This window comes from Nodosilinea sp. FACHB-131 (assembly GCF_014695395.1).
In the GTDB taxonomy this organism is placed as follows: domain Bacteria; phylum Cyanobacteriota; class Cyanobacteriia; order Phormidesmidales; family Phormidesmidaceae; genus Nodosilinea.
This window is the reverse complement of sequence record NZ_JACJOF010000018.1, coordinates 1-24,978: the sequence shown is the minus strand read 5'-3', so window position 1 is coordinate 24,978 and position 24,978 is coordinate 1. Positions and strand designations below refer to the sequence as shown.

At 56.8% G+C, this 24,978-nt stretch carries 21 protein-coding genes, 1 rRNA gene and 1 pseudogene; 14 read left to right on the top strand and 9 right to left on the bottom strand.

Going from position 1 to position 24,978, the window contains the following annotated elements:
- A pseudogene (locus tag H6F75_RS12320) lies at positions 1-143 on the bottom strand (photosystem II q(b) protein); the annotation flags it as partial.
- A gap of 1,229 nt (positions 144-1,372) precedes the next feature.
- Here H6F75_RS12320 and H6F75_RS12315 point away from each other — a divergent pair.
- The gene (locus tag H6F75_RS12315) at positions 1,373-2,782 is read left to right on the top strand and encodes a hypothetical protein (RefSeq protein WP_190752625.1); all 1,410 of its coding nucleotides are present in this window, start codon (positions 1,373-1,375) and stop codon (positions 2,780-2,782) included.
- 1 nt (position 2,783) lies between these two features.
- Here the strand turns inward: H6F75_RS12315 and larC are convergent, their stop codons facing one another.
- Positions 2,784-4,112: a nickel pincer cofactor biosynthesis protein LarC gene (larC, locus tag H6F75_RS12310; protein WP_190752623.1), complete on the bottom strand. Its 1,329-nt coding sequence runs from the start codon at positions 4,110-4,112 to the stop codon at positions 2,784-2,786.
- Positions 4,113-4,140: 28 nt separating this feature from the next.
- On the opposite strand from larC, the gene H6F75_RS12305 reads away from it, so the two are divergent.
- Positions 4,141-4,791 (top strand): L-threonylcarbamoyladenylate synthase, encoded by a 651-nt coding sequence (locus H6F75_RS12305; RefSeq protein WP_190752621.1) that lies wholly within the window; start codon positions 4,141-4,143, stop codon positions 4,789-4,791.
- A gap of 531 nt (positions 4,792-5,322) precedes the next feature.
- Positions 5,323-6,432 (top strand): hypothetical protein, encoded by a 1,110-nt coding sequence (locus H6F75_RS12300; RefSeq protein ID WP_199303912.1) that lies wholly within the window; start codon positions 5,323-5,325, stop codon positions 6,430-6,432.
- Here H6F75_RS12300 and H6F75_RS12295 read toward each other — a convergent pair.
- From H6F75_RS12295 to H6F75_RS12285, 3 genes are all read right to left on the bottom strand, one after another.
- Entirely contained in the window at positions 6,429-7,145 is a 717-nt protein-coding gene (locus tag H6F75_RS12295; protein WP_190752619.1) for a response regulator transcription factor, read from the bottom strand. The two genes, H6F75_RS12300 and H6F75_RS12295, sit on opposite strands and share 4 nt — an antisense overlap.
- A gap of 230 nt (positions 7,146-7,375) precedes the next feature.
- Positions 7,376-8,077: a rhomboid family intramembrane serine protease gene (locus H6F75_RS12290; RefSeq protein WP_190752617.1), complete on the bottom strand. Its 702-nt coding sequence runs from the start codon at positions 8,075-8,077 to the stop codon at positions 7,376-7,378.
- A 51-nt stretch (positions 8,078-8,128) separates the two neighbouring features.
- Positions 8,129-9,049 (bottom strand): LD-carboxypeptidase, encoded by a 921-nt coding sequence (locus H6F75_RS12285; protein WP_190752632.1) that lies wholly within the window; start codon positions 9,047-9,049, stop codon positions 8,129-8,131.
- A 69-nt stretch (positions 9,050-9,118) separates the two neighbouring features.
- Between H6F75_RS12285 and H6F75_RS12280 the strand changes: the two genes are divergently transcribed.
- Positions 9,119-9,277, top strand: a complete 159-nt coding sequence (locus H6F75_RS12280; protein WP_190752615.1) for a chlorophyll a/b-binding protein — start codon at positions 9,119-9,121, stop codon at positions 9,275-9,277.
- A gap of 143 nt (positions 9,278-9,420) precedes the next feature.
- Here the strand turns inward: H6F75_RS12280 and argF are convergent, their stop codons facing one another.
- Positions 9,421-10,344, bottom strand: coding sequence for an ornithine carbamoyltransferase (gene argF / locus H6F75_RS12275; RefSeq protein WP_190752613.1), 924 nt, complete (start codon positions 10,342-10,344; stop codon positions 9,421-9,423).
- Between the two features lie 256 nt (positions 10,345-10,600).
- Between argF and H6F75_RS12270 the strand changes: the two genes are divergently transcribed.
- The 6 genes from H6F75_RS12270 (at position 10,601) to H6F75_RS12245 (ending at position 18,351) form a co-directional block, all read left to right on the top strand.
- Positions 10,601-13,024 (top strand): CapA family protein, encoded by a 2,424-nt coding sequence (locus H6F75_RS12270; protein ID WP_190752611.1) that lies wholly within the window; start codon positions 10,601-10,603, stop codon positions 13,022-13,024.
- 114 nt (positions 13,025-13,138) lie between these two features.
- On the top strand, positions 13,139-14,008 hold the full coding sequence (locus H6F75_RS12265; protein WP_190752609.1) for an aldose epimerase: 870 nt from the start codon (positions 13,139-13,141) through the stop codon (positions 14,006-14,008).
- 54 nt (positions 14,009-14,062) lie between these two features.
- Entirely contained in the window at positions 14,063-14,653 is a 591-nt protein-coding gene (locus H6F75_RS12260; RefSeq protein ID WP_190752607.1) for a class I SAM-dependent methyltransferase, read from the top strand.
- A gap of 139 nt (positions 14,654-14,792) precedes the next feature.
- Positions 14,793-15,812 (top strand): permease, encoded by a 1,020-nt coding sequence (locus H6F75_RS12255; protein ID WP_190752606.1) that lies wholly within the window; start codon positions 14,793-14,795, stop codon positions 15,810-15,812.
- A 95-nt stretch (positions 15,813-15,907) separates the two neighbouring features.
- A complete protein-coding gene (locus H6F75_RS12250; protein WP_242019941.1) occupies positions 15,908-16,705 on the top strand; it encodes a TIGR03943 family protein in 798 nt (265 codons plus the stop codon).
- A 2-nt stretch (positions 16,706-16,707) separates the two neighbouring features.
- Entirely contained in the window at positions 16,708-18,351 is a 1,644-nt protein-coding gene (locus tag H6F75_RS12245) for an Ig-like domain-containing protein (RefSeq protein WP_190752604.1), read from the top strand.
- 7 nt (positions 18,352-18,358) lie between these two features.
- Here the strand turns inward: H6F75_RS12245 and pgeF are convergent, their stop codons facing one another.
- Positions 18,359-19,147 (bottom strand): peptidoglycan editing factor PgeF, encoded by a 789-nt coding sequence (gene pgeF, locus H6F75_RS12240; protein ID WP_190752603.1) that lies wholly within the window; start codon positions 19,145-19,147, stop codon positions 18,359-18,361.
- Between the two features lie 287 nt (positions 19,148-19,434).
- Here pgeF and H6F75_RS12235 point away from each other — a divergent pair, with 287 nt between their 5' ends.
- The 4 genes from H6F75_RS12235 to H6F75_RS12220 all read left to right on the top strand — a co-directional run bounded on the left by H6F75_RS12235 (position 19,435) and on the right by H6F75_RS12220 (position 23,681).
- Positions 19,435-20,205, top strand: a complete 771-nt coding sequence (locus H6F75_RS12235; protein ID WP_190752600.1) for a biotin--[acetyl-CoA-carboxylase] ligase — start codon at positions 19,435-19,437, stop codon at positions 20,203-20,205.
- A gap of 110 nt (positions 20,206-20,315) precedes the next feature.
- Positions 20,316-21,692 (top strand): peptidoglycan DD-metalloendopeptidase family protein, encoded by a 1,377-nt coding sequence (locus H6F75_RS12230; RefSeq protein WP_242019940.1) that lies wholly within the window; start codon positions 20,316-20,318, stop codon positions 21,690-21,692.
- Positions 21,693-21,740: 48 nt separating this feature from the next.
- Positions 21,741-22,181 carry a thioesterase family protein gene (locus tag H6F75_RS12225; protein ID WP_190752598.1) on the top strand — a complete coding sequence of 147 codons (441 nt, stop codon included), beginning with the start codon at positions 21,741-21,743 and terminating at the stop codon, positions 22,179-22,181.
- A 510-nt stretch (positions 22,182-22,691) separates the two neighbouring features.
- Complete coding sequence (locus H6F75_RS12220) at positions 22,692-23,681, top strand: methyltransferase domain-containing protein (RefSeq protein ID WP_190752596.1); 990 nt, start codon at positions 22,692-22,694, stop codon at positions 23,679-23,681.
- On the opposite strand, the gene H6F75_RS12215 is transcribed toward H6F75_RS12220, so the two are convergent.
- Both H6F75_RS12215 and rrf read right to left on the bottom strand, forming a co-directional pair.
- On the bottom strand, positions 23,642-24,724 hold the full coding sequence (locus H6F75_RS12215) for a class I fructose-bisphosphate aldolase (protein WP_190752594.1): 1,083 nt from the start codon (positions 24,722-24,724) through the stop codon (positions 23,642-23,644). The two genes, H6F75_RS12220 and H6F75_RS12215, sit on opposite strands and share 40 nt — an antisense overlap.
- A 148-nt stretch (positions 24,725-24,872) precedes the next feature.
- Positions 24,873-24,978, bottom strand: a 5S ribosomal RNA gene (gene rrf / locus H6F75_RS12210); the annotation flags it as partial.

Below are 24,978 nucleotides of genomic sequence, written 5' to 3'. Positions count from 1 at the left end.
AAGCAGGCAGTGGCAGCAAGCAGGGTGGGGATCATCAGCACGCCGAACCAGCCCACATACAGGCGGTTCTCGGTGCTGGTCACCCACTGGCAAAACTGCTCCCACAGGGAGGCGCTCTCGCGCCGCTGTAGAGTCGTAGTCATGATGTATTAGTCCAGGTAAATGTACTAAGTATGTTGCTGGAGCTATTGCTTCAGCTGTCGTTACATTAGCACACACTCCTAAATAAAAGCGAGCAAAAAATAACTGGATATGCCCTTGGAGAGACAAGGGAGTTGCAATCCCGTACGGTTGGTGGTGCAATAGAATCTGCATTGCCCTACACTCAGCTAGGACAACTTTGGGGGCGTGGCGGAATGGTAGACGCTACGGACTTAGAAAACTGAGCCTTAGCGGAGAAATCTGCTAAGTGGAAGCTCTCAAACTCAGGGAAACCTAACTTTAGCTTTGGGTAACGGCTCCAGCCTTGTTCCAACGCTAGACACGGCAATCCTGAGCCAAGCCGGCAGACTAAACCTGCCGGAAGGTGCAGAGGCCCGACGGGAGCTACCCTAACGTTTAGTCGAGGGTAAAGGGAGGGTCCAATTCTCAAAACCTGGTGCGGGTTCCCCACCCCAGGCAGCAGCGAAAGCTGCGGGAGAATGAAAATCCGTTGACCCTAAACGGTCGTGAGGGTTCGAGCCCCTCCGCCCCCATACCATTTTTAGTGGCGAAGAAAGGCTTGGTTCAAAAGCGCCAGTACGTTCGGCAGTTGGACCCTGATCCAGCGGGTCACAATGCTTGTAATATTCTTCTAAGCTTCCCTGTAGAATTCCGCTCCACTATCACTAAGCCGAGTAGCTGTCCTAAGAAGTTATGGCGTTACTGGCCCAGCATAGGTTGAAGACTTCAAATTGTTTGCTGGCTCTCCGTTTAAAAGTTAACGGAATATGTTTTGGTTACAACTAGGCACAATAGCTGATTAGGCTAAAGACAGTATTGTGCTGTGTTACTTTACACAAATGATCTGTGGGTGTTACTTAAGAGCCCTAGGCACCTTAAGAGCTACGCGAATGGCTGTGTTCTCCTGTAGAGAGCTAGCTGACGTCGGAGGTACGACACCAAGACATGCATCTACCATCGGGTTCATTGGGTCTGGAATTTACCGGGTTTGGATTGTTTAAGCATTTAGTCTGTAGCTAGACCTATCAAAGGGCAGGTCTAGCCAGCATTGTGACTATTAAAGTCTAGAGAGTCTAGCGGTAGCACTCTAGCAAACGCTGTTTGCTGTTCCGCAAACAGATTACTCGGATCGCTTGCCAAACTACCTCCGGTAATCATGGGTCAAATCTACCAACCAATGTCTCGGGAAGCCGTGGTTAGATATCCCTCAATGGAGTCAAACGAGTATGGGGCTCGACCTGGGTTATCGCTGGCTCAGGCTCAGCAGGTTATCTACAATTTTCTGCTAGAAATCGTAAAGATTTGGCATCCTCAAGACGTTTTAGAGGAGTTTCGTCATCTTTTCGTCCATCACACTGATTCGGTTAGCTCTCAAACGCTGCCAGCGCTGCACGTCATACTGTTCGCTAACAACGAACTAGAGTTTCGTAACACCATCAAGCGCTGCTGTTATATTCTCGTCAACAACTGGGAAGTTGCTCGTCAATTCGATGCGATTCAGGATTTAGTTGACTTGTTCTCTGATCCACTGATCCAGCGTCGCACTCTATCGCCGACCCTTAAGCGGCTGCGCCACTGGCTTACCCGGTTTCTTGAAAGCGAGGATTTTGAAGAGCTCAGGCTGTTTGCGGCTCGCTACACTGAGGAGCGCACCTTAAACCGCCCCGATGATTGGACTGCTCGCTATACTCCGTACCTGCTGGTACCCCAGTACGTCAACGAAAATAATCCTATCGAGCAGCGCCAGGCCGCTCGTGCCCTCTCTCGCCGCCTGAAAGACAAGTTTAAGTTTGACTTGGCTATGTACACGGCCCATAGCCAGTCGGGACAAACTCGCGATCGCCCCGTAGCCAACCCCACAGCGTTGGGAGATAGTGCCCTTCGTCTAGTCAAGGCAATTGTGGCTAGGCGGGGCGAATTCAGCTACAAAAACTTAGCGCACTTATTTTTAGAACAGATCAAAGAGAGTAGCTACGGTGATTTTAAGAAAAGTCTGACTCGCTATTTGCTCTATACCGTCAGCAACAACCCGATTTCTAAACAGATTCAGCAACAGCTAGATACACGGCTAGTCAAACTCTATGAGGAGTTTGACTATGAGCCTTGGGATGCGTCGCTGATGTTGCGCACCAGCAACCGGGTCGTTGACTATTTAATGACAGAGGATCAAGAACAGCCTTCGCCATTGTTTTCGCTGGTGTTGTCCCAGGGCAATGCCCTCACTCTAGCAATTATTTTGCTTAAGCTGGTATTGGTTTCACGGCAGACGCTCCCCTACATTGAAACGAGAATTGCCAGCCTGATTCGCTACTATGAGCAGTTCCCCCGAAGCGAATGTCAGTGGGTCATCAACTTTCTGGAGGTGTTCCAAATTACGTTTGCCATCTATGGCGACAACACAGAGTACAACCTGGTGAAGGTGACCCAGCGTGATCAGAGGCCAGAAGCCCTGTTTCTTGCCGAACGCCAGGGGCTAGATGCCTTTAGAATTTTTTCCCAGAAGCTGAATCAGGTGCATCCCAGTGTATTAGCAAGGGCTGACCTAGCGGCGGGGAAAGAAGACCACTTCAGTGAAGAAGAAATAGACGAGCTAAATCTTGACGGGCAGACTTGGCCATAGGCTAAAGCGCCTTGTCAGCTCGTTGATACCATAGGCTAAGTGCCGTCTGGTGAACCGTCTGCCAGGGAACATTGTGATGGCGCGCCAAGGCGGCGCAGTCTTCGTACTCAGGATGAACATTAAGCACCGCTTGGGTGCGGGGGTGATAGGCCAGCTTTAGAGCTACCGGGCCGTAGGGCGTCTCAAGGGTTTCTATGTGGCGGGGCAGCACCCACCGCTGCTGAGTTTGGCGGCGAATGCCCAGGGTAGAGGTTTCGGCAAATAGAATGTCTGCGCAGTGGGGTTCGTCTTCAGGGCGGCAGAGCACCGTAATGAGTAGCCCAGGCCGAGATTTTTTCATGGCTACGGACTGAGTGAATAGATCCAGGGCACCCGCTGCTAAGAGGCGATCGTAGAGGTAGCCTACGGCCTGGGGTACCAAGTCGTCGACCTGGGTTTCGAGCAGGGTAACGGTGTCAGAATCGTAGGGGGCCTCAGCTGGAGCTGACCGTGCCACCGCCGCTACTGGGGTGGATAGGTAGGCCACTTCCCCAATCCACAGGCGCAGCACGTTGGCAACGGGCAGCTCTTTTCCCCCAGCTCCCAGCCCAGTACAGCGTAGGGTCATAGTTGGGGGATCGCCGAAGGATTCAGCGAGGGCAGTGACGATCGCCGCTCCGGTCGGGGTTACCAGTTCCCCATCCAAGCCGTTGCTGTAAATCGGCACTCGGCGCTGTTCTAGCAGCTTGAGAACGGCGGGGGCAGGGACGGGCAGCCAGCCGTGGGCAGCTCGCACCCGGCCTCGCCCAGTGGGCAGGGGCGAACAGAACAGCTGCTCAACTCCCAGGTAGTCAAGCCCCAGGCAGGTGCCGACGATATCGACAATGGCATCGGTCGCGCCGACCTCATGGAAATGCACCTGATCTACGGCAATACCGTGGACCGCCGCCTCGGCCTCGGCCAAGCGACGAAACACGGCTAGACTCCAGCGCTGGGCGCGATCGGGCAGGGCAGCCTGGGTGATGAGCTGTTCGATCGCAGGCAGATTGCGGCTGGCAGTTGAGGCGGCGATCGCCGCTCCAGAACCCTGGTCGGGCTCGGCCGCCGTCGCGTGGTGATGGTCTCCGTGGCGATGCTCCCCTGGGGGTAGGGTCAGCGCGACCTCGGCATAGAGCGCCCGCAACCCCTGGCGACGAGTCGGCGTCACGGTGAGGATAAATTCGTGGCTCAGCCCCAGGGTGGCCAGTTGAGCATGCAGGTACGACAGCGGCACGCCAGCGTCTACCAAGGCGGCCAAGCACATATCGCCAGCAATGCCCGAGGGGCAATCGAGGTAAGCTAAGGTTTTCAACAGAGCAACCGCAGCGGGGACAGGGGCAATGGCAACAACCTACAAACTACATCCTGACAACCCGCAGAGCCGCAAAGTAGAGGCCGTTGTCTCGGCGCTGCGGCAGGGGGCGATCGCCCTTTACCCCACCGATACAGTTTACGCGATCGGCTGTGACCTCAACCATCGTGGGGCGGTGCAGCGGGTACGCCAGATTAAGCAGTTGGCCAACGACAAACCCCTCACCTTCCTCTGCGCCTCGCTGTCTAATATTGCCGACTATGCGATCGTTAGCGATGGTGCCTACCGCCTAATTAAGCGACTAATTCCGGGGCCGTTTACGTTTTTGCTGCCCGCCACGCGGCAGGTGCCCCGCCTGGTGATGAACCCCAAGCGGCGCACTACGGGCATTCGGGTGCCCGACCATGCCATTTGTCTAGCTCTGGTCGAAACGCTACAAAATCCAATTATTTCGACGTCAGCTTTGACACTGCTACCAGAGGCGACCAAAGGACGTCCCTTGGACAAAATGACGATGTTTGACACTCTTGAAAAGTTGGTGGACATCGTGATCGACGACGATCGTCCCCTGGCCTACGAAGTCTCGACCATTCTGGATATGGAGGGGGAGAATCCCCAGATGATTCGCAAGGGTCTGGGGTGGGAGACCGCTTTAGACTGGGGCGCTCAGCTGGTATGACTGCCGCCGACTGAACTACCGCCTATGGGGGCAACTGGGCAACTGGCACCTCGATCGGCAAATTCTAGGCGCACCGTTTCGATCGCAATCGCCTGCGTCAAGCAAATCAGCGATCGCCGCCTTCAACGGTTATAAAAGAGGCTAAAACCGTTGCAAAACAAGGCTTTTCAGGATCGGTAATTCGAAGCAGACAGAGAATTTTCTGAGATTCATCAAATTGGCAAACCGGCGGCAATTGGCCTGCGGCAAGGGCGGGCAGCTTTCGGTGCTGGCACATGCCTTGGGAAATCTCAGCGGCTGAAGCGGGGGTACATAACAGCCCACCCGGAACTCACCAATTTATTGAGTGTCCCGGCTGGCTTCTCTCGATTTCAGTGTCGTTGTTAGGATTGGGTAACTATGAAGACCGCATCTACCTGCTTAGCCATGCCCCCACTGTCCCCTGGGACTCCACCACCGCCTTCAGAACCGTTGCCCCAGCCCGATGCTAACAGCACGGCCCCCATTGCTACCCTGGTAGAAGAGCTGTTTATGACTCATCTACAGCGTCGGCTGGGGGGCATAGACGGGGTAATGCAGCGGCTCACGGCAGAGATTGAACGCATCTGCGCCATGAGCGATCGCATTCAGTCCTCAGGGGATGTCAGCCACTGGCAGACGGCCCTGGTGCGCCATCGGGTGAGCAAATGCCTGGCCTACTACGACATGGGCTCCCATCGGGGCCGAGTAGAACTGCACAGCAGCCTCAGCGCCATTGTCTACCGCCATGTGGCTCCCCACGGCAGCTATTTGGGGTTTAAGGGTCGCTATGCCCTGCTCGAAGATTTTATGCAGATTTTCTACATTGAAGTGCTCAACGCCTTTCGGCGCGAGCATGAGCTACCGGCTACCTATACCCCCCGCACCCGGCTGGAGCTAGCGGAATATATGGCCTTTAGCGAGCAGTATGCCAAACGGCGCATCAATTTGCGGGGAGGCAGCCAGCAGCTAATTGTGCTGCGCGCCCAGGCCTTTAGCCGTCGCCAGCCTGCTGAAACCTCGGTAGACATGGCTTTAGTTAGCGAGGGGGCCAAGACTGAGGCCGCCGAAAGCCACGCCCGCAGTTCGGTAGTGCAGCAGGTGCGCGAAAAAATGATGGCTGAGGCCAATGACCCGGGCGACGGGGTGATGCGCGATCGCGTCATCAATGCCCTAATGCAGTACCTCAAAGACCAAAACCAGACTGACTGCGTCGACTACCTGGTGCTCAAGCTGAAGGACTGCTCCGCCGCAGAAATCGACGATATCCTAGGTCTTTCAGCTCGGGAGCGCGACTATCTCCAGCAGCGCTTCAAGTACCACGTTGAAAAATTTTCTCAGCAGCACGAGTGGCAGCTGGTGCACCAGTGGCTCGGGGCCAACCTCGAGGCGCGATTAGGGATGACGCCAACGGAGTGGGGCGACTTTTTAACGACCTTGCCCTCAGACTACCGTCAGTTTCTCGACCTCAAACAACAGCAGATCGGCAACGCCGCCCTGACCGATGAGGCGATCGCCCACACCCTGGGCTGGACGCCCAAAAAAGTGCAGCGCAACTGGACTAAGGTGCTCAAGCTCGCCTGGGCCTTTCGCAACCAGGTGCGAGGGGCAGAGGCAGGCTAACCTGCGATCGCCTCTTCTCCAGTGCCCGGCGGCTCAAACTTGTAGCCCACGCCCCGCACCGTTTGAATCAGGGCTGGTTGGGTCGTGTCTTTCTCGATCTTTTTGCGAATCTGGCCGACATGCACATCAACGACCCGCTGATCGCCGACGTAGTCGTAGTCCCAAACCTTCTGAATTAGCTCTGCCCGCCGCCACACGCGGCCGGGATGACTAGCCAAAAAGTGCAACAGATCAAACTCCAGAGCCGTCAGAGGTACCATCTCGTCGTTGAGCATCACCTCTCGCCGCACGGGGTCAATGGCCAAACTGTTGAAGGTTAGACACTGCTGTTCTGCCGCCGTGACCGGGCGCTGGCGTTTGAGAATAGCGCCTACCCGGACCTCTAGCTCACCAAGGCTAAAGGGCTTGGTCAAATAGTCGTCGGCCCCTTCGTTAAATCCTCGAATCTTGTCCGACTCGTCAGTGCGGCTCGTGAGCATGAGCACAAACACTCCGGTCCGCGACTGCATCTCTTTACACAGGTCGTAGCCGTTGGTGTCGGGCAGGTTGAGGTCGAGAATGACCAGGTCAGGGGTAAACTGCTCAAACACCGCCAGAGCCTTCTTACCGTCCTCTGCCGACTCCATTTCATAGTTCTGCTTGGCCAGGAACCGATGAATCAGGTTGCGAATTGCGGAGTCGTCATCGACAACGAGGATCTTGGCTTCCGCCATAGTCGTACCTTTCTGTAGAGTTGGCTAATCAGGATAATAGTCAGGAACCCTCGAAGGGCAAGTTTACCAATTGTGGTGCCCAATGCCCTTCTAGTGCTTTTCAAGCCCGTTATGCGGCATCAGTCATAAAATCACAAATAATTCCCTAGCTTACTCGAGAACTTTATGAAGTTACCACCCCAGCAGCCCGCCCCCACAGTTTGAGTCCTTAGGCATTAGTGAAGTTACGGCTATCGACGCGGCGATCGCACCTTGCCGCCCATCAGCCCCAGCAGCGGGCCTAAAAGCAGCCCAAACACAAATCCTCCGGAGTGGGCCCAGTAGGCCACGCCGCCACCCGAGCCCATATCACTGCCGAGGCTGGCGATGCTAAATAGCGCCTGCTGCACAAACCAGAATCCCAAGAAAAAAACTGCCGGAATGCGCACGGTGGTGAAAAAGATAATCAGCGGAATTAAGGTGACAATCCGGGCTCGAGGAAACCGCAGAATATAAGCTCCCATGACTCCGGCGATCGCCCCGCTAGCTCCAATGGTTGGCACCGCCGAGGACGGATCAAAAACCCACTGGGTCAGCCCCGCCAGGGCTCCACAACCCAGATAGAAAATCAAGAATTTGACGTGGCCCAGTCGGTCTTCAATATTGTTACCGAATACCCATAGATAGAGCAGGTTGCCCCCGATGTGAAAAAAGCCCCCGTGGAGAAACTGAGAGGAGAGCAGGGTAATCCACTCGTAGATTGGGGCCTGAAGCGCCCCCTGAAAACTCTCGGTTAGCTGGGTTGGCACCAGTGCCCAGGCGTCAAAAAAGCCGTCTATGCCCTCCTGCGACAGACTGAGCTGAAACACAAATACGGCAATATTGATTCCGATCAATCCGTAGGTCACTACGGGGGTAATGCTGGTGGGGTTGTCATCACGAAGAGGAACCACGGCTGTACCTAAAACGTGACTCCATTCTAAAGACGCCTAGACGGTAAACACCTAAACCGCTGGCAGAATTTCGAGGCGGCCCGTGCTGCCGTCCAGGCGAGCCATTGCTCCGACTGGCAGAGCGGCATTGTCGCCGTCGTGGCCAAAGGGCAAATTGGCCACCACCGGAATGCCCAGATCGCCGAGGCGATCGCGCAGCACCTCGGCCACCGCAAAACTGGGCACGCCATCGGGCGGCTCGCAGCGGCTAAACCGCCCCAGAGCAACGCCTTTAACTTGAGAGAGCTTGCCCGCCAAGCGCCAGTGGGTCAGCATGCGATCGATCCGGTAAGGGACCTCGGTGACATCCTCAAAAGCCAAAATTGCGCCGGTGAGATCTGGCTCGTGAGCCGTGCCTAGCAGGTGGGTCGCCACCGTCAGGTTAGCGGGCCACAACCGCCCCTCCACAGTACCTTGGCTCCAGCCTTCGCCGTGCAGCGCGGGCAGCCCATGACCCATAACCAAATTTTTGAGCCGCTGCTGCGACCACTCGGGCTCCGCCGCCAGAGTAGTCAACAGCGGCCCGTGCACGCCAACTATTCCCTGCGTTCCCAGGCTCCACAGCAGGCTGGTGATGTCAGAAAAGCCAATCAACCATTTGGGCGACATCGCCTCTGGCCACTGCCACCCCTCCAGCAGCCGAGTGCCCCCGTAGCCCCCCCGAGCGCAGAGAATGCCTTGATAGGTGGGGTCTGCTAGGGCATGACCCAACTGGTGTTGGCGGTTGGCATCTGTCCCAGCCAGGTAGCCCCACTGCTCCCGGGTGCCAGAGCTAACATCTACGCCAAATCCCCAGTTGCGCCAGACTTCTATGCCCTGGTTAAAGCTTTCTAACTCTCGCAGGGCACCGCTGGGAGCAACTACCCGCAGGCGATCGCCCGGCTTTAGCGGCGGCGGATAGCGCCATACTCTCAATCCACCACCCGCATACATCTCTTGACCCACCCCGGCACTCCCCAACACAACTCGCTATAATGCTTAATAAAGCGTTACAAAATATCTATGACTAATATCCCCAACCCATCCGAAACTCGCGAGTGGGGCTTTACCCCCGCTGCCGAAAGCCTTAACGGACGACTAGCCATGTTGGGCTTTACCTTTGCCGTTGTGATTGAAGCACTGAGTGGCCAAGGCGTGCTGCACTTCTTGAATCTAATCTAGGTACGTCGTAGGGAGAGATGAGGAAGATGAGAATATGAGGAGGATAGGCAAACAGCAGCATCTAAAACTTCCTCATCTCCCCATCCCATCATTTCCTTATCTCTCCACCTTGCCACTTCAAACTACTCTCCTCCACGTCAGGGTTACTCAAGAACGCTGGCCAGCAGCGCTTTCTGGGCGTGCATCCGGTTCTCCGCCTGATCCCAAACCCGAGAGGCAGCGCCTTCCATCACCTCGTGGGTAATCTCTTCGCCGCGGTGGGCTGGCAGGCAGTGCAGCACGATCGCCTCTGGGCTAGCTTTTTCCAGCAGCGCATCATTGACCTGGTAGGGCTGAAAAACTGGCAGGCGCTGACCTGCCTCAGACTCCTGGCCCATACTGGCCCAGACATCGGTGTAGAGCACCTGGGCGTCTTTGACAGCGGCTTCAGGATCGGTGGTGATCAGCACATGGCCATTGCCCTGCATGAGTTGGTTGGCCTGTTTCACAATGGTTGGGTCTGGAGCATAGCCCTCTGGTCCAGCAATGTGCACGTTCATCCCCGCCATGGCGCAGCCCAGCAAGAGCGAATGGGCAACGTTGTTGCCGTCACCCAGGTAGGTCAGGGTCAATCCCTGTAGGGCGCCAAACTCTTCTTGAATGGTCAGCAGGTCAGCCAAAATCTGACAGGGATGCTCCAAATCGGTCAGGGCATTGATCACGGGAATCGAAGCGTAGTCGGCAAATTCCTGAATCTCAGCTTGGTCAAAGGTGCGAATGGCCACTACATCTAAGTAGCGATCGAGCACTCGGGCTGTATCACTAGTAGGCTCACCCCGGCTCACCTGGGTTACCCCAGAATGGAGATCGAGCACCTGTCCACCCAGCTGATACATAGCCACCGAAAAGCTGACGCGGGTGCGGGTTGACGCTTTGCGAAACAGGAGACCCAGCACCTTTTGAGGGAATTGAGGCTGGTGTTTACCAGCCTTCAGCTCAGTGGCGAAGGTCAAAAGTTCTAGCAGCTCATCGACACTCAGGTCACTTAGGCTTAGCAGGTCGCGCCCGCTCAGGGGTGGTGTGGACATGGGCAAGCATTCGTAAAAATAAGACACTAGCAGATTATGGGGAAGCCTCTCCCCGGTCTGTATCGACAGGGGCAAAAGATGACTACCGGAAGACTACTGGGGTCGTCAAGGCTATCTCAGTACAGGTGTGTCACCCCCTCAAGTCTGCACTATGATTGGGGCATCGCATTTGCCGTGGTAGTTTCGCCCTTTAACCGCAGGGTTTTAGGGACGATCTATCGCTTTTCATTTGCCACCTTGTTACCCCTGCACATTTATGATTAGCGCGGTTATTCCTCCTCAGCCACAGGTGTTGCCCCAGGGCCCCTTGCTTCAGCCGCCCTCAGTAAAAGAACGGGCAGCGGCAGGATACTTTCGCGACATTGCCCTGTGGCTCAATCAACCCCTAACCCCCCACGGTATTTTTGTGCAGGTGCAGGCCGATCGCCCCGGCTGCCTACAGCTAGTAGTGGAATTTCGGCAGCCGCCGGTTAAGGACAGGCTGCTGCGGTTTCTGTGTCACCGCGTGTGGCTACTCAACTCAGAGCTGATCGAAGGAATTTTGGTGATTGCTCGACCCTTAGGGCACCGCCGAGTGCTTTGGCAGCAGCGCGTCAAGATCGTCACCCCGGCCCTAAAGCGCCGCCAGAGCGACCTCAAGGCCCAGGCCCAGCGTCAGGCCGCCTTAGCCATGCCACCCAAAATTCGGCAATCGCGCCCGAGCCCAGCTAAACCGCTGTCGCGGCAGCGGTTACAAACCCTGCGCGCTTTTGTATTGTCGGGGTCGGCGGTAGCAGCCTTTGTCATGGGCTGTCTGTTCGAAGTGATTATTTCTGCACCGTCGCCGTCGCTGCCTCAGTTCTCGGCCCAGACCGAGGTGCTGCCCGAGACAGAGGTAGATCAAGGTGCTCCGGTAGCGCCCACCGCCCTCAGGGATTCTGGCGAGGGCAGGCCTGTCTCTGCCCCAGGCAGAAATGCAGCTGGTGCCAATGGCAACCGCTCTACGGTGGTCGATACGGCCCTCGAGCCTGTGGGCGTAATCACTCATCAGGCTGTCGCGCCTGCTCCTGCCGATGACGTCACTCTATTGTTTGGCGGTGATATTTCTTTAGAGGACATTGCTCCAGAAAGCCTGACGGCTCCTGGAGGATTCTTTGCTGATGTCGCCGAGTACGGTCAGGCTGATTTAGCCCTAGTGAATTTGGCCACCCCTCTAGCTACGGCGGCCACCAACCTGCAAGAGGGGCTGCGCCATCAGACCCGCACCGATGCTGTCGATTTGTTAGTCAATAGCGGCGTAGACGTTGTCAACCTCACCCACAGTAGCCTGATGGACTATGGGGCCGAGGGCCTTGACGAAACCCTCACCACTCTGGACAGCAAAGGGCTTTACCGCATTGGTGCCGGGCGCAACGCCCTCGAGGCCCGCCGCCCAGAGGTGCTTGATGTCAAAGGTAAGCGCATTGCCTATCTGAGCTATGCCATGGGGGGGAATAACGCGGCCCACGATACCGATGTGCTCAAAGAGCGCGCTGGGGCCAGCGATAAGGCGATCGCCAAAGAAGTCGAGACCTTCAAGGCCGCCACAGCCTTCAAAGACAGGGCCGGGTTTAACGCGCAGAATATGCCCGAAATAGTAGCTGACATTCAGGCCCTGCGCGACGAGGTGGACTGGATTGTCGTGAACTTTCGCTGGGTTGACCACCTGGGCGAACAACCCAATTTCATGCAGACCAACTTAGCTCGCTTGGCCATTGACCAGGGTGCCGATGTGGTAGTGGGCTACCATCCCACCGTGATTCAGGGGGGTGAGATTTATAAGGGGCGACCTATTGCCTACTCTCTAGGTGACTTCGTATTTCGTCCCGACGAGCCCCTCGAAAACCAGGACTCAGCGGTGCTTAAAGTCGGGCTCAAAGACGACCAGATGCGGGTTGAGCTGGTACCGGTGCGAGTACAAGACTCTCACCCCAAAACCCTCAGCGGCAAGGACAGTCAGCAGGTACTCCAGCGCATTGAACAGGCCTCGTCGCAGTTTGACAAACCGCTCAAGTCACCCGTTGTGCTTGACCTTAACACCCAGGAAGCAACGCCAGAAGACGTCAGTGACCCCAGCAGCCCCTTTGTATCACCCGATGCGGAGAACATTCTGCCAGTGGAGCTGGAGATCGAACCGACACCAGAACCTAAAGAACGGCTGGGGGACGAGACTGAGTCCAAAGACATCCTGGAAGATTCGGCCGCTCCTACCCAGGACTTGGATACCCCTGAGGCCCTTGAGGACAGCAGTGAGCCTACCAACGTAGATCAGCCTGCGACAGAGCCAGAGATAGGCCCAGAGACAGATCAGTCTTCTCCCGCTGCGCCAGAATCTCTAGAGATGGAGGTTGAGTTTGAAGGCGACCTAGAAGAGTGGGGACCTAAGGTTTCCCCAGAGCAGCCGGAGTTTAAGCCTGTGCCGCCCGAACGTAGCGGCGGCACTTCGCAAAGCGCTGGGGAGTCGATTCAGAATGAGTCTTCCGCTGGAAGTCAACCTAGTGAAGTTCCTGTGCCACTGCCTTCCCCGATCCAGATGAAGGTTGAGCCCATTGCGACAGTACCCTTGGTTGCCCCCCAGCCCACCGTTCTGACGGATGACGCTGAGGTCAACGCCTGGGCTGATACCGTACCTGCTACCCCAATCCCTACCGAAGGTGAATAATGCACCGCTAAAGACTTTGTAGCTCCAGTAAAAAGGCTATAAACAGCTGTGACCGCAGCACTGGATGACAGAGAGCTGTGGTAACGTCTAGGCGTTGTGCCCCTGAGGTGTCCTGTGTTTGCCGTTGCTTTGAAAGCAGACCCCCACTCCACCTATGTGCTGTCAGACACTGACGCGGACACCCGGCTTGAACTGGTGCCCGATCGCGGCGGCATTGCTACCCGCTGGCAGGTGGAGGGGCAGGATATTTTTTACTTTGACGGCGATCGCTTCGCCAATCCCGAGCTGTCAGTGCGGGGCGGTATTCCCATCCTGTTTCCCATCTGCGGCAATCTGCCCGATAACCAGTACGAGCTAGATGGTCAGACCTACAGTCTGAAGCAGCACGGGTTTGCTCGTGACTTGCCCTGGCAGGTGACCCAGCAGGATGTGACTGAATCGGCCAGCCTCACCCTAGAACTGGCTAGCAGCGAAGCTACCCTGGCGCAATATCCCTTTGCGTTCAGGCTGGCCTTCACCTTTAAGCTGCGGGGCCACATTCTCGAGTTGCAGCAGCAGTTCACCAACCTTGCGGCTCGGCCCATGCCCTTTTCTACCGGGCTGCACCCTTATTTCTTAGTAGAAGATAAATCTCAGCTAGAGTTTGAAATTCCCTCAACAGAATTCCGCAACCACCTCACAGGCGGGATTGAAACCTTTGGGGGCAGCTTTGACTTTGGCCAAGACGAGATTGACCTGGCTTTTCAGAACCTGACGGCTCCAGCAGCGACGGTGACTGACCACCACCTCAGGCGACGGCTTACCCTGTCTTGGAGTGGCGACTACACCAAGCTAGTGTTTTGGACGGTGAAGGGCAAAGACTACTATTGCCTTGAGCCCTGGACGGCCCCCCGCAATTCTCTCAACACGGGAGAAAATCTGTTAATCATAGAGCCAGAACAAACTTTAGAAACCAACGTGCGCATGGCGATCGCTCTTCTTTAGAGGTCTGCCGCAGAAGGTATCGTTAGGCCTTAAACTCCTTTGAGTTGAGCAGAAATGTGGGATCACAACACCCATTATCATCGCTATTTGTTGCACCAAATCCCAAGCAGGGTTGACCGCTCCCTGGATGTAGGTTGTGGTTTGGGCCTTTTTGCCAAAAAACTGGCGGAGCGTTCCAACTTAGTAGACGCTCTTGATACTGATGAAGCTGTTTTAGCGGCAGCAGCAAGTCTTAATTTTGCTGCCAATATTGCTTACGCAAAGGGTGACTTTCTCACCGCTGACTTACCAGAGACTGCTTACGACGTGATTGTAGCGATCGCCTCTTTACACCACATAGATATGGCGGCAGCTCTGCGGAAAATTAAGCTGCTGCTACGCCCTGCCGGAAAACTGTTAGTTCTTGGGCTTTATCGAGAGAGTACCCCGATTGATTATGCTTACAGCGCAATCTCTATGCCGCTCAACTTTGCGTATCAACAATGGCATCGAACATCGATAACGCAAACGACCCAGGTTGCAACGACCCGTCCTGCTCAATTGTCGTTAAAACAGATCCAAAACGTTACGGATACTGTGATTCCAGGTCGCCGTTTTCGTAGACATCTGTTCTGGCGTTACTCAGTGATTTGGCAAAAGCCCTAGCCCACTGCTTCTTGCCACAAAGCATTCTGGCCTTAGCGATCCCCGCGCACAGGCGGAAGGCATTGCGATCAGCTAAAATGTGCTTCGGCCTGTAGATGCTCACGCACCGGGTCGGGTCCCCTGCACCGTAGCCGACGCCATGACCCAACTTAACAACGGCATTACGCTATTTTTTAGCTTGCTGGTCGAGGCCATGCCCTTTCTACTACTGGGGGTCATGTTTTCCAGCGTGCTGCTGCTGTTTGTCGATGAGCAAAAGCTGCTGGCGGTCATTCCCAAAAATGTGGTGCTAGCGGCGCTGGCGGGCAGCTTGATTGGCTTTCTATTTCCGGTATGTGAGTGCGGCAACATTCCTGTGGCCCGGCGGCTGTTGACCAAGGGCGCACCAACGGCGGTGGCGATTGGGTTTTTGCTGGCGGCCCCGACGGTGAACCCGGTGGTGTTTTGGGCCACCTGGATTGCCTTTCGCGATCAGCCGGAAATTGTCTTTCTGCGGGTGGGCTTTACTCTGATTGTAGCGGTCACAATAGCCCTGATTTTCAGTGCCCAGGCCGATGTGCGGCCCTTTTTGCAGGAAAACCTCACCCGCATGATGGGACCTGAGCCGGTAGCGGCAGCCCCAGCGGAGGCGGAGATTTCACCGCTGCTGAGATCCGGCACCTTTTTGATGCAGTCGCCGGGGCAGGTGCTTCAGCTCGATGCCCCGCCCGCTCAAGTCTTGGCTCAAGTAGCTGTTGCTACGCCGCCCATGGTCACCCGACTGCGGATGATGGTTGACAACATGGTGCTAGAGCTGCGGGAGTTGGGTGCAGTGCTGGTGATCGGCAGTGCGATCGCCGCGTTTGTTCAAGTCGCCGTTCCCCGCGAGGTCATCCTGGGTTTGGGCCAGGGCCCTGTGACCTCGATTGTGGCGATGATGGCCCTAGCCTGGGTCGTGTCGATCTGCTCGACGGTCGATTCGTTCTTTGCCCTGTCGTTTGCCTCCACGTTTACCAGTGGTTCCCTACTGGCCTTTCTAGTATTTGGTCCCATGATCGACCTCAAAAACATCAGTCTGCTGCTGACGGTGTTTAAGGGGCGGGCCATTCTCTATCTATTTGTGCTGGCAGCTCAGCTAGTATTCCTGCTGGCCCTGGTGATGAATCTCTACACCAGCTAAGAACGCCCTGAGCCGCTGCCGTTAGGTACAGCTGAGGGGCGAGGGGTGACTAGTGACTTTTTTACGTTGCAAATGCCTATTTTCTTTTGGCAATTATGACCTCAACGCCTAGTTCGAATGGTTTGCGCGCTGCCAGACGGCGATCGCTGCCCTGGCAGGCCCTGGTGGATGCCGCCATGCTGCTGCTGTGGGGGCTGATGCTGCTGCGCTTTACGGTGACGGGCAAACTCTACCTGCTGCTGCACCCCGACTACATGTGGCTGGCCCACCTGGCCATGGTGCTGCTGCTGGCCATGGGAGTGAGCCGCCTGATCCAGGTGTGGCTCAGCTACCGTCAGGGAACCGGGCAAACCATTCGCAGTCAAGAACATACGGCGCTGCTGCCGCGGCAGTTTAGCGTGGCGCTGCTAATTGCTATTGCCGTGTTTGGGCTGGTTTACACGCCGCGCCCCTTTGCTAGCGAGACCGCCTTCCAGCGGGGCATTACCGATGTGCTGGGTCAGACGCGATCGCGGCCCCAGCGGTTTTCCCTCGGTGGCGCATCTGAGGAGCGCACCATTGTCGACTGGGTGCGCACCCTCAACGTCTACCCCGAGCCCGACGCCTACGCGGGCCAGGTTGCCCAGGTAAGCGGGTTTGTCACCCATATTCCCAACTGGCCCGACGAGTTTGTGATGATTTCGCGGTTTGTGCTCACCTGCTGCGCCGCCGATGCCTACCCCGTAGGGTTGCCGGTAGAGCTGCCCCCAGGCACCGCCCGACCCGACCCCGACACCTGGCTTGAGGTCAAGGGCGAAATGCAAACCAGCACCCTCGACGGCAAACGCCAGCTCGCCATCGGCGACCCCACCCTGACCGAAATCCCCGAACCCCGCACTCCCTACGAATATTAGCCATGGCCCGTCGCCGCTCTCGCCGCTCTCGCTCCCAACCCCTCGATCGCCTGGCGATCATGATTATTGCCGGTCTCTCGCTGGCCCTGGGGTTGCTGATCCTCTCGGGCGACCACGCCACGGCGCGGGTGCGCGACTTTACCTGGCAAGACCGCCAGGTAGGGGCCGAAGACCAAGCCTTTTTGCTCACCTTTAGCCGTCCCATGGATGTGGCTAGCGTAGAGAAAAACCTTACCCTCGACCCGCCTCTACCGGGTAAGGTGAGCTGGGCGGGACGACGTATGGCCTACACCCTGACCCAACCACTGCCCTATGGGGAGACGTTCAGCGTGAGGCTGAGGGGAGCGCGCGATCGCTACGCTGCCACCGCCAATAGCTCTAGCCGATTTAAGCCCTTTCAAAGCCAGTTTGAAACTCGCCCCCGCGCCTTTTTATACATTGGGGCTGAGGGTGATGAAGCCAATCGCCTGGTGCTAGCCGATCTGAGCCGTCAGGAGCGCACCATTCTAACCCCCACAAACCTCTCGGTAATGGACTTTAAGCCCTACCCCCTGGGCGACAAAGTGCTCTTTTCGGCCAGCGACACTAGCCAGGCCGGCAGCCTGCTCAACCAGCAAATTTACACCGTCACCACGGGCCTCACCCCCCGCCCGCCCATCGACTTTGCCGCCCAGCGCCCGCCCCTGTGGCAGCAGCTCTGGCCCCAGAAGAAAACCGCTCCATCGGGCGAAACTACCTTGGTGCTCGACAACAGCACCTACCAAAACCTCAAGTTTGACCTCTCCGCCGACGGGCAAATCATTGTGGTGCAGCGGGTCAACCAGCAGAACCCTGCTGACTTTGGCCCCTGGGTAGTGCGTCAGGGGTTACCACCTCAGCCGCTCGAAACCGAGCCCGGCGGCGATTTCTTAATTGCCCCCGATAGCCAGTCGCTGCTGCTGCTCCAGGGTCAGGGCACCGCCATTATCGATCTGGGCTCAGAAAAAGGTTCAGGGAAAGTTCGCGGCCCTAGTCAGCCCCTCGACTTTCTGCCCAACTACGGACGAGTGCTCGATCTAGCCGCCGATGGCTCGGCCGCCGCCATGGTCAATTTCAACCAGGATGACCCCGAGAAGCGGTTTACCGAATCGCTGTTTTTAGTCACCAACCAGGGTCGAGAAGAAGAACTATTGCAGGTGAGTGGGGCCATTGTCGATGCCCAATTTGACCCTACCCGTCAGATTCTCTACGTGCTGGCCAGTGAGCTGGTCCAGGCTCCACCGGATTCTGATACCTTGCAGTCCGAAGATGCCTACGCTGAGCAACCACTGCTGCTGGCCATCACCTTAGCCGACAGTAAGGTCAGCCCGCTGCTGCGCCTGCCCCAGCAGCAGCGCATTCACATGAGCGTGGCCCCCGACGGGCGATCGCTACTGATTGATCTAGACGGTCAAACCACCGCCGAGGGCAAAACTGGTGCACCTATAATCTGGAATCTACCTCTGGTTCGCCCAGCAGTCTCCCTCGATGCCGCTGAGTCCGCTGAAGGTGCCGATACCACGTCAAGCGCAGCCGCAACTGAGGCCAGCGCTGCCTCTAGCATGCCTACAGTCACCGATCCAGAGGAGTTTCCCTTTAGCGGCCTCCAGGCCACCTGGTTGCCCTAGACAGCGATCACCCAGATACCCCTGCCTCCTGGCTGACGATACCCGACCACTGCACCTGCTTTTCGCCCGTGCGGCGGTAAGAGAAAAAGCGGTCGGGCTCTTGAAAAGTGCAGTGGGGAGCGATCGCCACCTGCTCCCGACTCAGCCCCAGCTGCTCGAGCTGCCACCAATTTGCCAGCCGCACATCTAGCCGCACTTTGCCAGGGGCGTTATCCCCAAGTACGGGGGCATTTTCGCGCCGTTGCAGGTCCGCTACTACCGCTTCGTCGTTGTCAGCGAGCTGAGGAATAATTGTGCGCCCCACCGCTGCGGCCACGTCCACAGAAACCTGGTAGACCTCCCCTGCGATCGCCGGGCCAATCGCCACCACCAAATCTTCCAATCGGCTGCCCTGGGACTGTAGCTTGCCTACCGCCACCGGCACAATCGCCTGGGCTGTACCTCGCCAGCCCGCATGGATAGCCGAGACCTGCCCAGTGGCGCGATCGCCGATGAGCACCGGGCTACAGTCTGCCGAGCAGACCCAGAGGGCTTGATGGGGGCGATCGCTCACCAGACCGTCAGCCTCAGCCCTCTCCTCTAAGTCAGGAGCTGGCAGATCAGCAGGGGTTAGCACCCGGTTGCCATGAACCTGCTTCACCCGCTGCACCGACGCCGTCGCGTCGAGGATATTGGTCAGAGCCTCTGGGCTTTGGGGCCAAAACTGTCGGGTAAAAAAGCCGTGGGGCCAGGGTTGAAGTAGATCACAGGTGAGAAACCCTTGCCCTTGCCAGGTTTGCCAATGCCAATTTGCCATGTCGCCCCCCGCGGCGGTGCTATGCCTATACGCTGCTATTGCGATCGCAACTCCATCCGGCAAGGCAAGACCGCCAATATAGAGAACGCGTTAAGTTACAGCGCCGGTTTATCAAGTTCTATTTTGCGCTTCCCTCTACCATCTCTGTAGATTTCCTGAGGTGGTAGCGTGATCAGTACTAGTCAAAGACCTATCCTAATTTCTATATAAAATTCTAGGACGATTAGCGGGTGAACCTAGACCGACTTCGCCAGGCCCTCCTACAGCCGTCTAAAAACCTGGGCATAATGCCTGACTATCAGGCATTGCGCCCACGTTTTCACCTCCACTGGACCGAGCACATTGACTCTACCAACCGAGCGCTGGTCGCCATGATGGCCGCTGGCGCTCCAGCGGGTACAGTGCTAGTGGCGACCAGCCAGCAGGCCGGGCGGGGGCAGTGGGGGCGACAGTGGCAGTCTCCCCCCGGAGGGCTGTACCTGTCGCTGGGGCTCAAGCCCGATCTAGCTGCCTCCCGTAGCTCATACCTCACCTTGGCCAGTGCCTGGGGTGTGGCTACCAGCTTGACCAACCTGGGGCTACCGGTGCAGGTTAAATGGCCCAACGATTTGGTCGCAGGCGGTAAAAAGTTGGGTGGCCTGCTGGCCGAAACCCACTTAGAGAGCGGCCGGGTACAAACCGTGGTGATTGGTCTAGGGCTAAATGGGTTTAACCCAGTTCCCGAAACCGGCACTTCGATTCAGGCGCTAATTCAACCGGAATTGCCCCCCGGCCCTTTGAATACCTTGGAGGGCCTGGCCGCGATCGCCCTCTACGGTCTCATGCAAGGCTATCTCCACTGGCAAAACCAGGGAGACGACGCCTTTCTAATCGATTACCAAACTTGCCTAGCCAACTTGGGTCAGGGTCTAATCGTAGAAGGTCAATCGGCAGAGGTCATCGGAGTAGCGCCATCGGGTAATCTGCGGGTACGCCTAGACGCTGCCCACGATGGCGCGCCAGCGGTCAAGACGCTGGAAATTGAACCAGGTAAAGTAACTTTGGGCTACAATGCGTAGCGGCTGATTATATGGTGAGAAAAAATAACATAGAGTCTATTCGAGCAGATAAACTCTCCGGAGTGTATCCTTCAGTAGCCTGGCTACAGATAGCACTGCTTGTAGGGGGCATGGGGCTAACCCAAAACGGATTAGCCATTGCCGGAACTCCTGACACCCCCGACCCGTCTGAGCAAGAGGTGCCAGTTGAAACCTCAGCTGACTATCTCAAGCCGGCGAATAGCAGTAGTGCCCACAGGGCCAGTAGCCCTCAAGCAACTCTAAGTTTGCCTTCACCCTCCGTAGCACAGCCTGAGTTTACACCTCAGCGCCCGTCTACCTCAGCCGTTGTGACATCACCCCCTCCAGCGAGTTCGCCGATGTTCTCTCCGGTTCCCCCGCCGCCCCCAGCGGCTATCACCGTTACTGTTCCGGCCACCCCCACGGCCCCCACCATGGCAGAGAGCTTGCTGAAGCCCGCGATCGCCTCTACGCCTGGCGAAGAAATTCAAACTGAGGTTCCCGCAGCGGTCAGTACCCCTGAGCCGGTCCCGGCTGAAGCTCCTGCCACTGTAGTACCCGAAGCCATTGCCGCCGATGAGTCAGTGCCTGCGGGCTACAACAGTGTTTTTATTGATCCCACCGACTACAGCCTAGGGGCAACCCAAGCCCCGGCGGCTCGACCCGGCGGCTCTCCCAATGTGGTCTTTGCAGAACGCTCTAGCGGCTGCCAAATTACCGTCGCCGCTGGGCAAAGCAACCCTAGTGCGGCATGCGGTACCTCTACCGCCTCAGCCTCACCATCTCAAGGCGCTGGGGCTGCCAGCGCTAGCCAGGGTCAGGGTGAAATTCGGGTTGGCCCCATTGCCGTGAGTTCTCAAGGCGTGCGGCTGGGCAGCACTACCATCGTCAGCCGAGAAGCCCTCAACGAAAAGCTGCGTCCCCTCAACGTGCTGCGGCGCGGCAATGAAGAATATGTGTTTCCGCTGTCGGTGCCCGCATCGATTTCCTCATTGTTTGGCTGGCGCATGCACCCTGTTGCTCAGAGCTGGCGGTTTCACTCGGGTACCGACCTAGCAGCCCCGATGGGTACTCCGGTGCTGGCGACTCGAGCCGGACGCGTCTCAGTGTCAGACTTTTTGGGCGGCTATGGCCTGACAGTGATCATGCGCCACGATGACGACAAGCTTGAGTCTCGCTACGCCCACCTGTCTCAGCTCGCTGTAGAGGCTGGAGAATGGGTAGAGCAGGGCGAGGTAGTTGGCTTAGTCGGCAGCACTGGCACTTCCACCGGCCCTCACCTGCACTTTGAACTGCGTCAGCTCACCGGCGAAGGTTGGGTTGCCGTGGACCCAGTTGAGGTACTGGAATACGGTGTGGCCAACCTGCTAGAAATCATTGACAACCCGATGCTGGCTCTGGGCCAAGGGGCCGCAAAGGCCGCAGAAACCGAAGACGTTTTGCCCACTGACTATCCCTTCCGTCCGGCCCAGCCCAATGCTAGCTAGGCCCGCGCTGCCGGTTAGGCTGCTGCTGGAGAGATTAGGATAGCCGCCATGGGCTACGTCTTTGAGCACCAGGTGCGGTTTCACGAAACTGACGGAGCCGGAGTGGTCTATTTTGCCAACGAATTGACGATGTGTCATGCTGCCTACGAAGCCTCCTTAGAGGCAGCAGGGCTGGATGTGGCCACATTTTTTCGCGCCGAAATCCTGGCCTATCCCATTGTCCACACCAGCATGGACTATCGTCGCCCACTGCGGTGCGGCGATCGCGTCACCATTCACCTCACCCCCACCCGTTTAGACGACAGCAGTTTTGAAATTCAATATCAGCTCACGCTTGAGGATGCAGCAGTGGCCCAAGCCGTAACCCGCCATGTCTGCATCGAAGTGGCTAACCGTCGCCGCAGTCCGCTGCCCACTGAGATGGAGCAGTGGCTAGCCCAATGGAGCGGTAACTCTCCCCCAGCTAGGCAGGGTAGTGATGGAAGGTAGTTGGCAGGAATGGCTATTTGTTGGGGGGTATGTGGGTTTTTTGGTGGCGATCGCCGTCCTCGTTATCACCACTCGCTCCGGGCCATAGATTAAGGCTTTTAACAGCAGCCATGCGAATTTCGCATGGCTCCCCCAGTCGTGATGCAGCGATCGCTAGCCCAGTAGTCCTCACAAAATTTTGGGGGAGCCGGTCGAGCCCCGCAGAACTACTCGAACTTTGTAAGCAATTCTTAAAGTTCGCCGTGTTGTTTCCGTAAATTCGCGGTAGCGCTCTCCCCATCTACCTCTAAGTTCGATAATCTTGTTACATGCGCTAAAAGGGCGGCTTAAATTTAGCTTAAACGTCAGATAGGCGTCTCCTGATGGGGTTTCCCCCGGCTTCGGTCGGGGGTTTTTATTGGGGGAGGAACTGCTTAATTCGGAAGCTCTAGTTGCTTGAGGGCGGCAAGCTTGTCACAATAGGGTAACAATCGACGATACAGACCGTAACACAGCAGTTTTTTCCCATAAATGAACGTAATCGGTATTCTTGGCATTCTTTTCGGGCTACTGGCTGTAGGTGCAGTGTTCTACCTACTCACCCCCCGCCGCTATGAGTCTTCTAACACCGTGGCCAATTCTTACGATCAGTGGACCGAGGATGGCATTCTAGAGTTCTACTGGGGTGAACACATTCACCTAGGCCACTACGGCTCACCGCCGCGTCGCAAGGACTTTCTCATCGCCAAGGCCGACTTTGTTCATGAAATGGTGCGTTGGGGTGGCCTAAACCGTTTGCCGGCGGGCACAACGGTTTTAGACGTAGGCTGCGGTATTGGTGGCAGTAGCCGCATACTTGCCCGCGATTATGGCTTTGCAGTGACTGGGGTCACCATTAGCCCCAACCAGGTGCGGCGCGCCCAGCAGCTCACCCCACCGGGAGTCACTGCTCAGTTCCAGGTGGATGATGCCATGGCGCTGTCGTTCCCCGACGGCAGCTTTGACGTAGTGTGGTCGGTAGAGGCAGGCCCCCATATGCCTGACAAAGCTGTGTTCGCTCGCGAGCTGCTGCGGGTGCTAAAGCCCGGCGGCATTCTAGTAGTCGCCGACTGGAACCAGCGGGACGATCGCAGAATTCCCCTCAACGCATGGGAAAAGCCTGTTATGCGCCAGCTACTAGACCAGTGGTCGCACCCCGCCTTTGCCAGCATTGAGGGCTTTGCCGAGCAGCTTGAGGCCACTGGCCTAGTGGCAGGCCAGGTCACCACCGCCGACTGGTCGAAGGAGACTCTGCCCTCCTGGCTCGACTCGATTTGGCAGGGGGTCATACGGCCCCAAGGCATGGTGCGCTTTGGCGCAGCGGGGATTATCAAATCGGTACGGGAGGTACCCACCCTGCTGCTCATGCGGATCGCCTTTGGCTCTGGACTATGCCGATTTGGCATGTTCAAAGCTGTGCGAGCAAATCAAGCCTCACTACCTCAGGCAATGGTGACTGCGTCTGACAGATACACGTCTTGAATTAGGTGAAACAGTTTCACCCCTTCCTTAAAGTCGCGCTGGAAGGTTTTGCGGCCTGAAATTAGCCCCATGCCGCCTGCTCGCTTGTTAATCACAGCGGTGCGTACGGCTTCAGCAAAGTCATTGTCGCCTGACCCGCCGCCGGAGTTGATCAGCCCCATGCGCCCGGCGTAGCAGTTAAGCACCTGATAGCGGGTAAGGTCAATGGGGTGATCCGTGGTGAGTTCGCTGTAGACGCGATTGATGGCTTTGCCGTAGGGTTGGCCCAATGCCTTGGCCACGGCCCCGTAGCCGTTGTTGGTTTCAGGCAGCTTTTGCTTGATGATGTCGGCCTCAATAGTAACGCCCAGGTGGTTGGCCTGGCCCGTCAAATCAGCAGCGAGGTGGTAGTCTTTATCCTGCTTAAAGGAGCTGCTGCGCAGGTAGCACCAGAGAATAGTAGCCATGCCCAGCTCGTGAGCCCGTTGAAAGGCGGCGCTGACTTCTTGAATCTGTCGAGTCGACTCATTGGAACCGAAGTAGATGGTCGCTCCTACGGCGACAGCGCCTAAGTTCCAGGCTTGCTCAACGTCGGCAAACATTACCTGGTCAAAGCGGTTAGGAGCGGTGAGCAGCTCGTTATGGTTGAGCTTGAGAATAAAGGGAATTTTGTGGGCATAACGGCGCGATATGCTGCCGAGGACTCCAAGGGTGGTGGCGACAGCATTGCAGCCTCCCGCGATCGCCAACTCCACAATGTTCTGCGGGTCAAAATACATGGGGTTGGGCGCAAAGGAAGCCCCAGCCGAGTGCTCAATCCCTTGATCCACCGGCAAGATGGAGAGATAGCCGGTGTTTGCTAAGCGGCCTGTACTGTAGAGCTGTTGCAGACTACGGAGGACCTGAGGATTGCGATCACTCTGGGCAAAAATGCGATCGACCCAGTCTGGCCCCGGTAGGTGCAGGGTAGACTTCGGCACCTTGGCTTCGTAGCCAAGCAGCGACTCCGCCTCAGGACCAAGCCAGTCAGCGATTGTGTTGGGAGATGACAGGGCGGTTACCATGGCATTGATTTGAGTTACAGCATCGACAATGAACGGGGCTATCTAAACGTTAGCCCATGGTTTTGAAGATGCGAACTCACCCAACATAAGTTCAAAACAAAACTCCCTCATTTACTCATACGAGTAAGTAAGGGAGTTTCAAGTAAGGACCTGGCATCGAGCTATTTTGACAAGGGGCAACCCCCTCACTATCTTCGCCGCAGCTGCGTTTCACGACTGAGTTCGGGATGGGTCAGAGTGGGACCACAGCGCCA

Bases quoted from the DNA above. Each gene is read 5' to 3' on its own strand.
- H6F75_RS12315 (WP_190752625.1), top strand. From the start codon at position 1,373: ATGGAGTCAAACGAGTATGGGGCTCGACCTGGGTTATCGCTGGCTCAG.
- H6F75_RS12305 (WP_190752621.1), top strand. From the start codon at position 4,141: ATGGCAACAACCTACAAACTACATCCTGACAACCCGCAGAGCCGCAAA.
- H6F75_RS12300 (WP_199303912.1), top strand. From the start codon at position 5,323: ATGACTCATCTACAGCGTCGGCTGGGGGGCATAGACGGGGTAATGCAG.
- H6F75_RS12295 (WP_190752619.1), bottom strand. From the start codon at position 7,145: ATGGCGGAAGCCAAGATCCTCGTTGTCGATGACGACTCCGCAATTCGC.
- H6F75_RS12285 (WP_190752632.1), bottom strand. From the start codon at position 9,049: ATGTATGCGGGTGGTGGATTGAGAGTATGGCGCTATCCGCCGCCGCTA.
- H6F75_RS12280 (WP_190752615.1), top strand. From the start codon at position 9,119: ATGACTAATATCCCCAACCCATCCGAAACTCGCGAGTGGGGCTTTACC.
- argF (WP_190752613.1), bottom strand. From the start codon at position 10,344: ATGTCCACACCACCCCTGAGCGGGCGCGACCTGCTAAGCCTAAGTGAC.
- H6F75_RS12270 (WP_190752611.1), top strand. From the start codon at position 10,601: ATGATTAGCGCGGTTATTCCTCCTCAGCCACAGGTGTTGCCCCAGGGC.
- H6F75_RS12260 (WP_190752607.1), top strand. From the start codon at position 14,063: ATGTGGGATCACAACACCCATTATCATCGCTATTTGTTGCACCAAATC.
- H6F75_RS12255 (WP_190752606.1), top strand. From the start codon at position 14,793: ATGACCCAACTTAACAACGGCATTACGCTATTTTTTAGCTTGCTGGTC.
- H6F75_RS12250 (WP_242019941.1), top strand. From the start codon at position 15,908: ATGACCTCAACGCCTAGTTCGAATGGTTTGCGCGCTGCCAGACGGCGA.
- H6F75_RS12245 (WP_190752604.1), top strand. From the start codon at position 16,708: ATGGCCCGTCGCCGCTCTCGCCGCTCTCGCTCCCAACCCCTCGATCGC.
- pgeF (WP_190752603.1), bottom strand. From the start codon at position 19,147: ATGGCAAATTGGCATTGGCAAACCTGGCAAGGGCAAGGGTTTCTCACC.
- H6F75_RS12235 (WP_190752600.1), top strand. From the start codon at position 19,435: ATGCCTGACTATCAGGCATTGCGCCCACGTTTTCACCTCCACTGGACC.
- H6F75_RS12230 (WP_242019940.1), top strand. From the start codon at position 20,316: ATGGGGCTAACCCAAAACGGATTAGCCATTGCCGGAACTCCTGACACC.
- H6F75_RS12225 (WP_190752598.1), top strand. From the start codon at position 21,741: ATGGGCTACGTCTTTGAGCACCAGGTGCGGTTTCACGAAACTGACGGA.
- H6F75_RS12220 (WP_190752596.1), top strand. From the start codon at position 22,692: ATGAACGTAATCGGTATTCTTGGCATTCTTTTCGGGCTACTGGCTGTA.
- H6F75_RS12215 (WP_190752594.1), bottom strand. From the start codon at position 24,724: ATGGTAACCGCCCTGTCATCTCCCAACACAATCGCTGACTGGCTTGGT.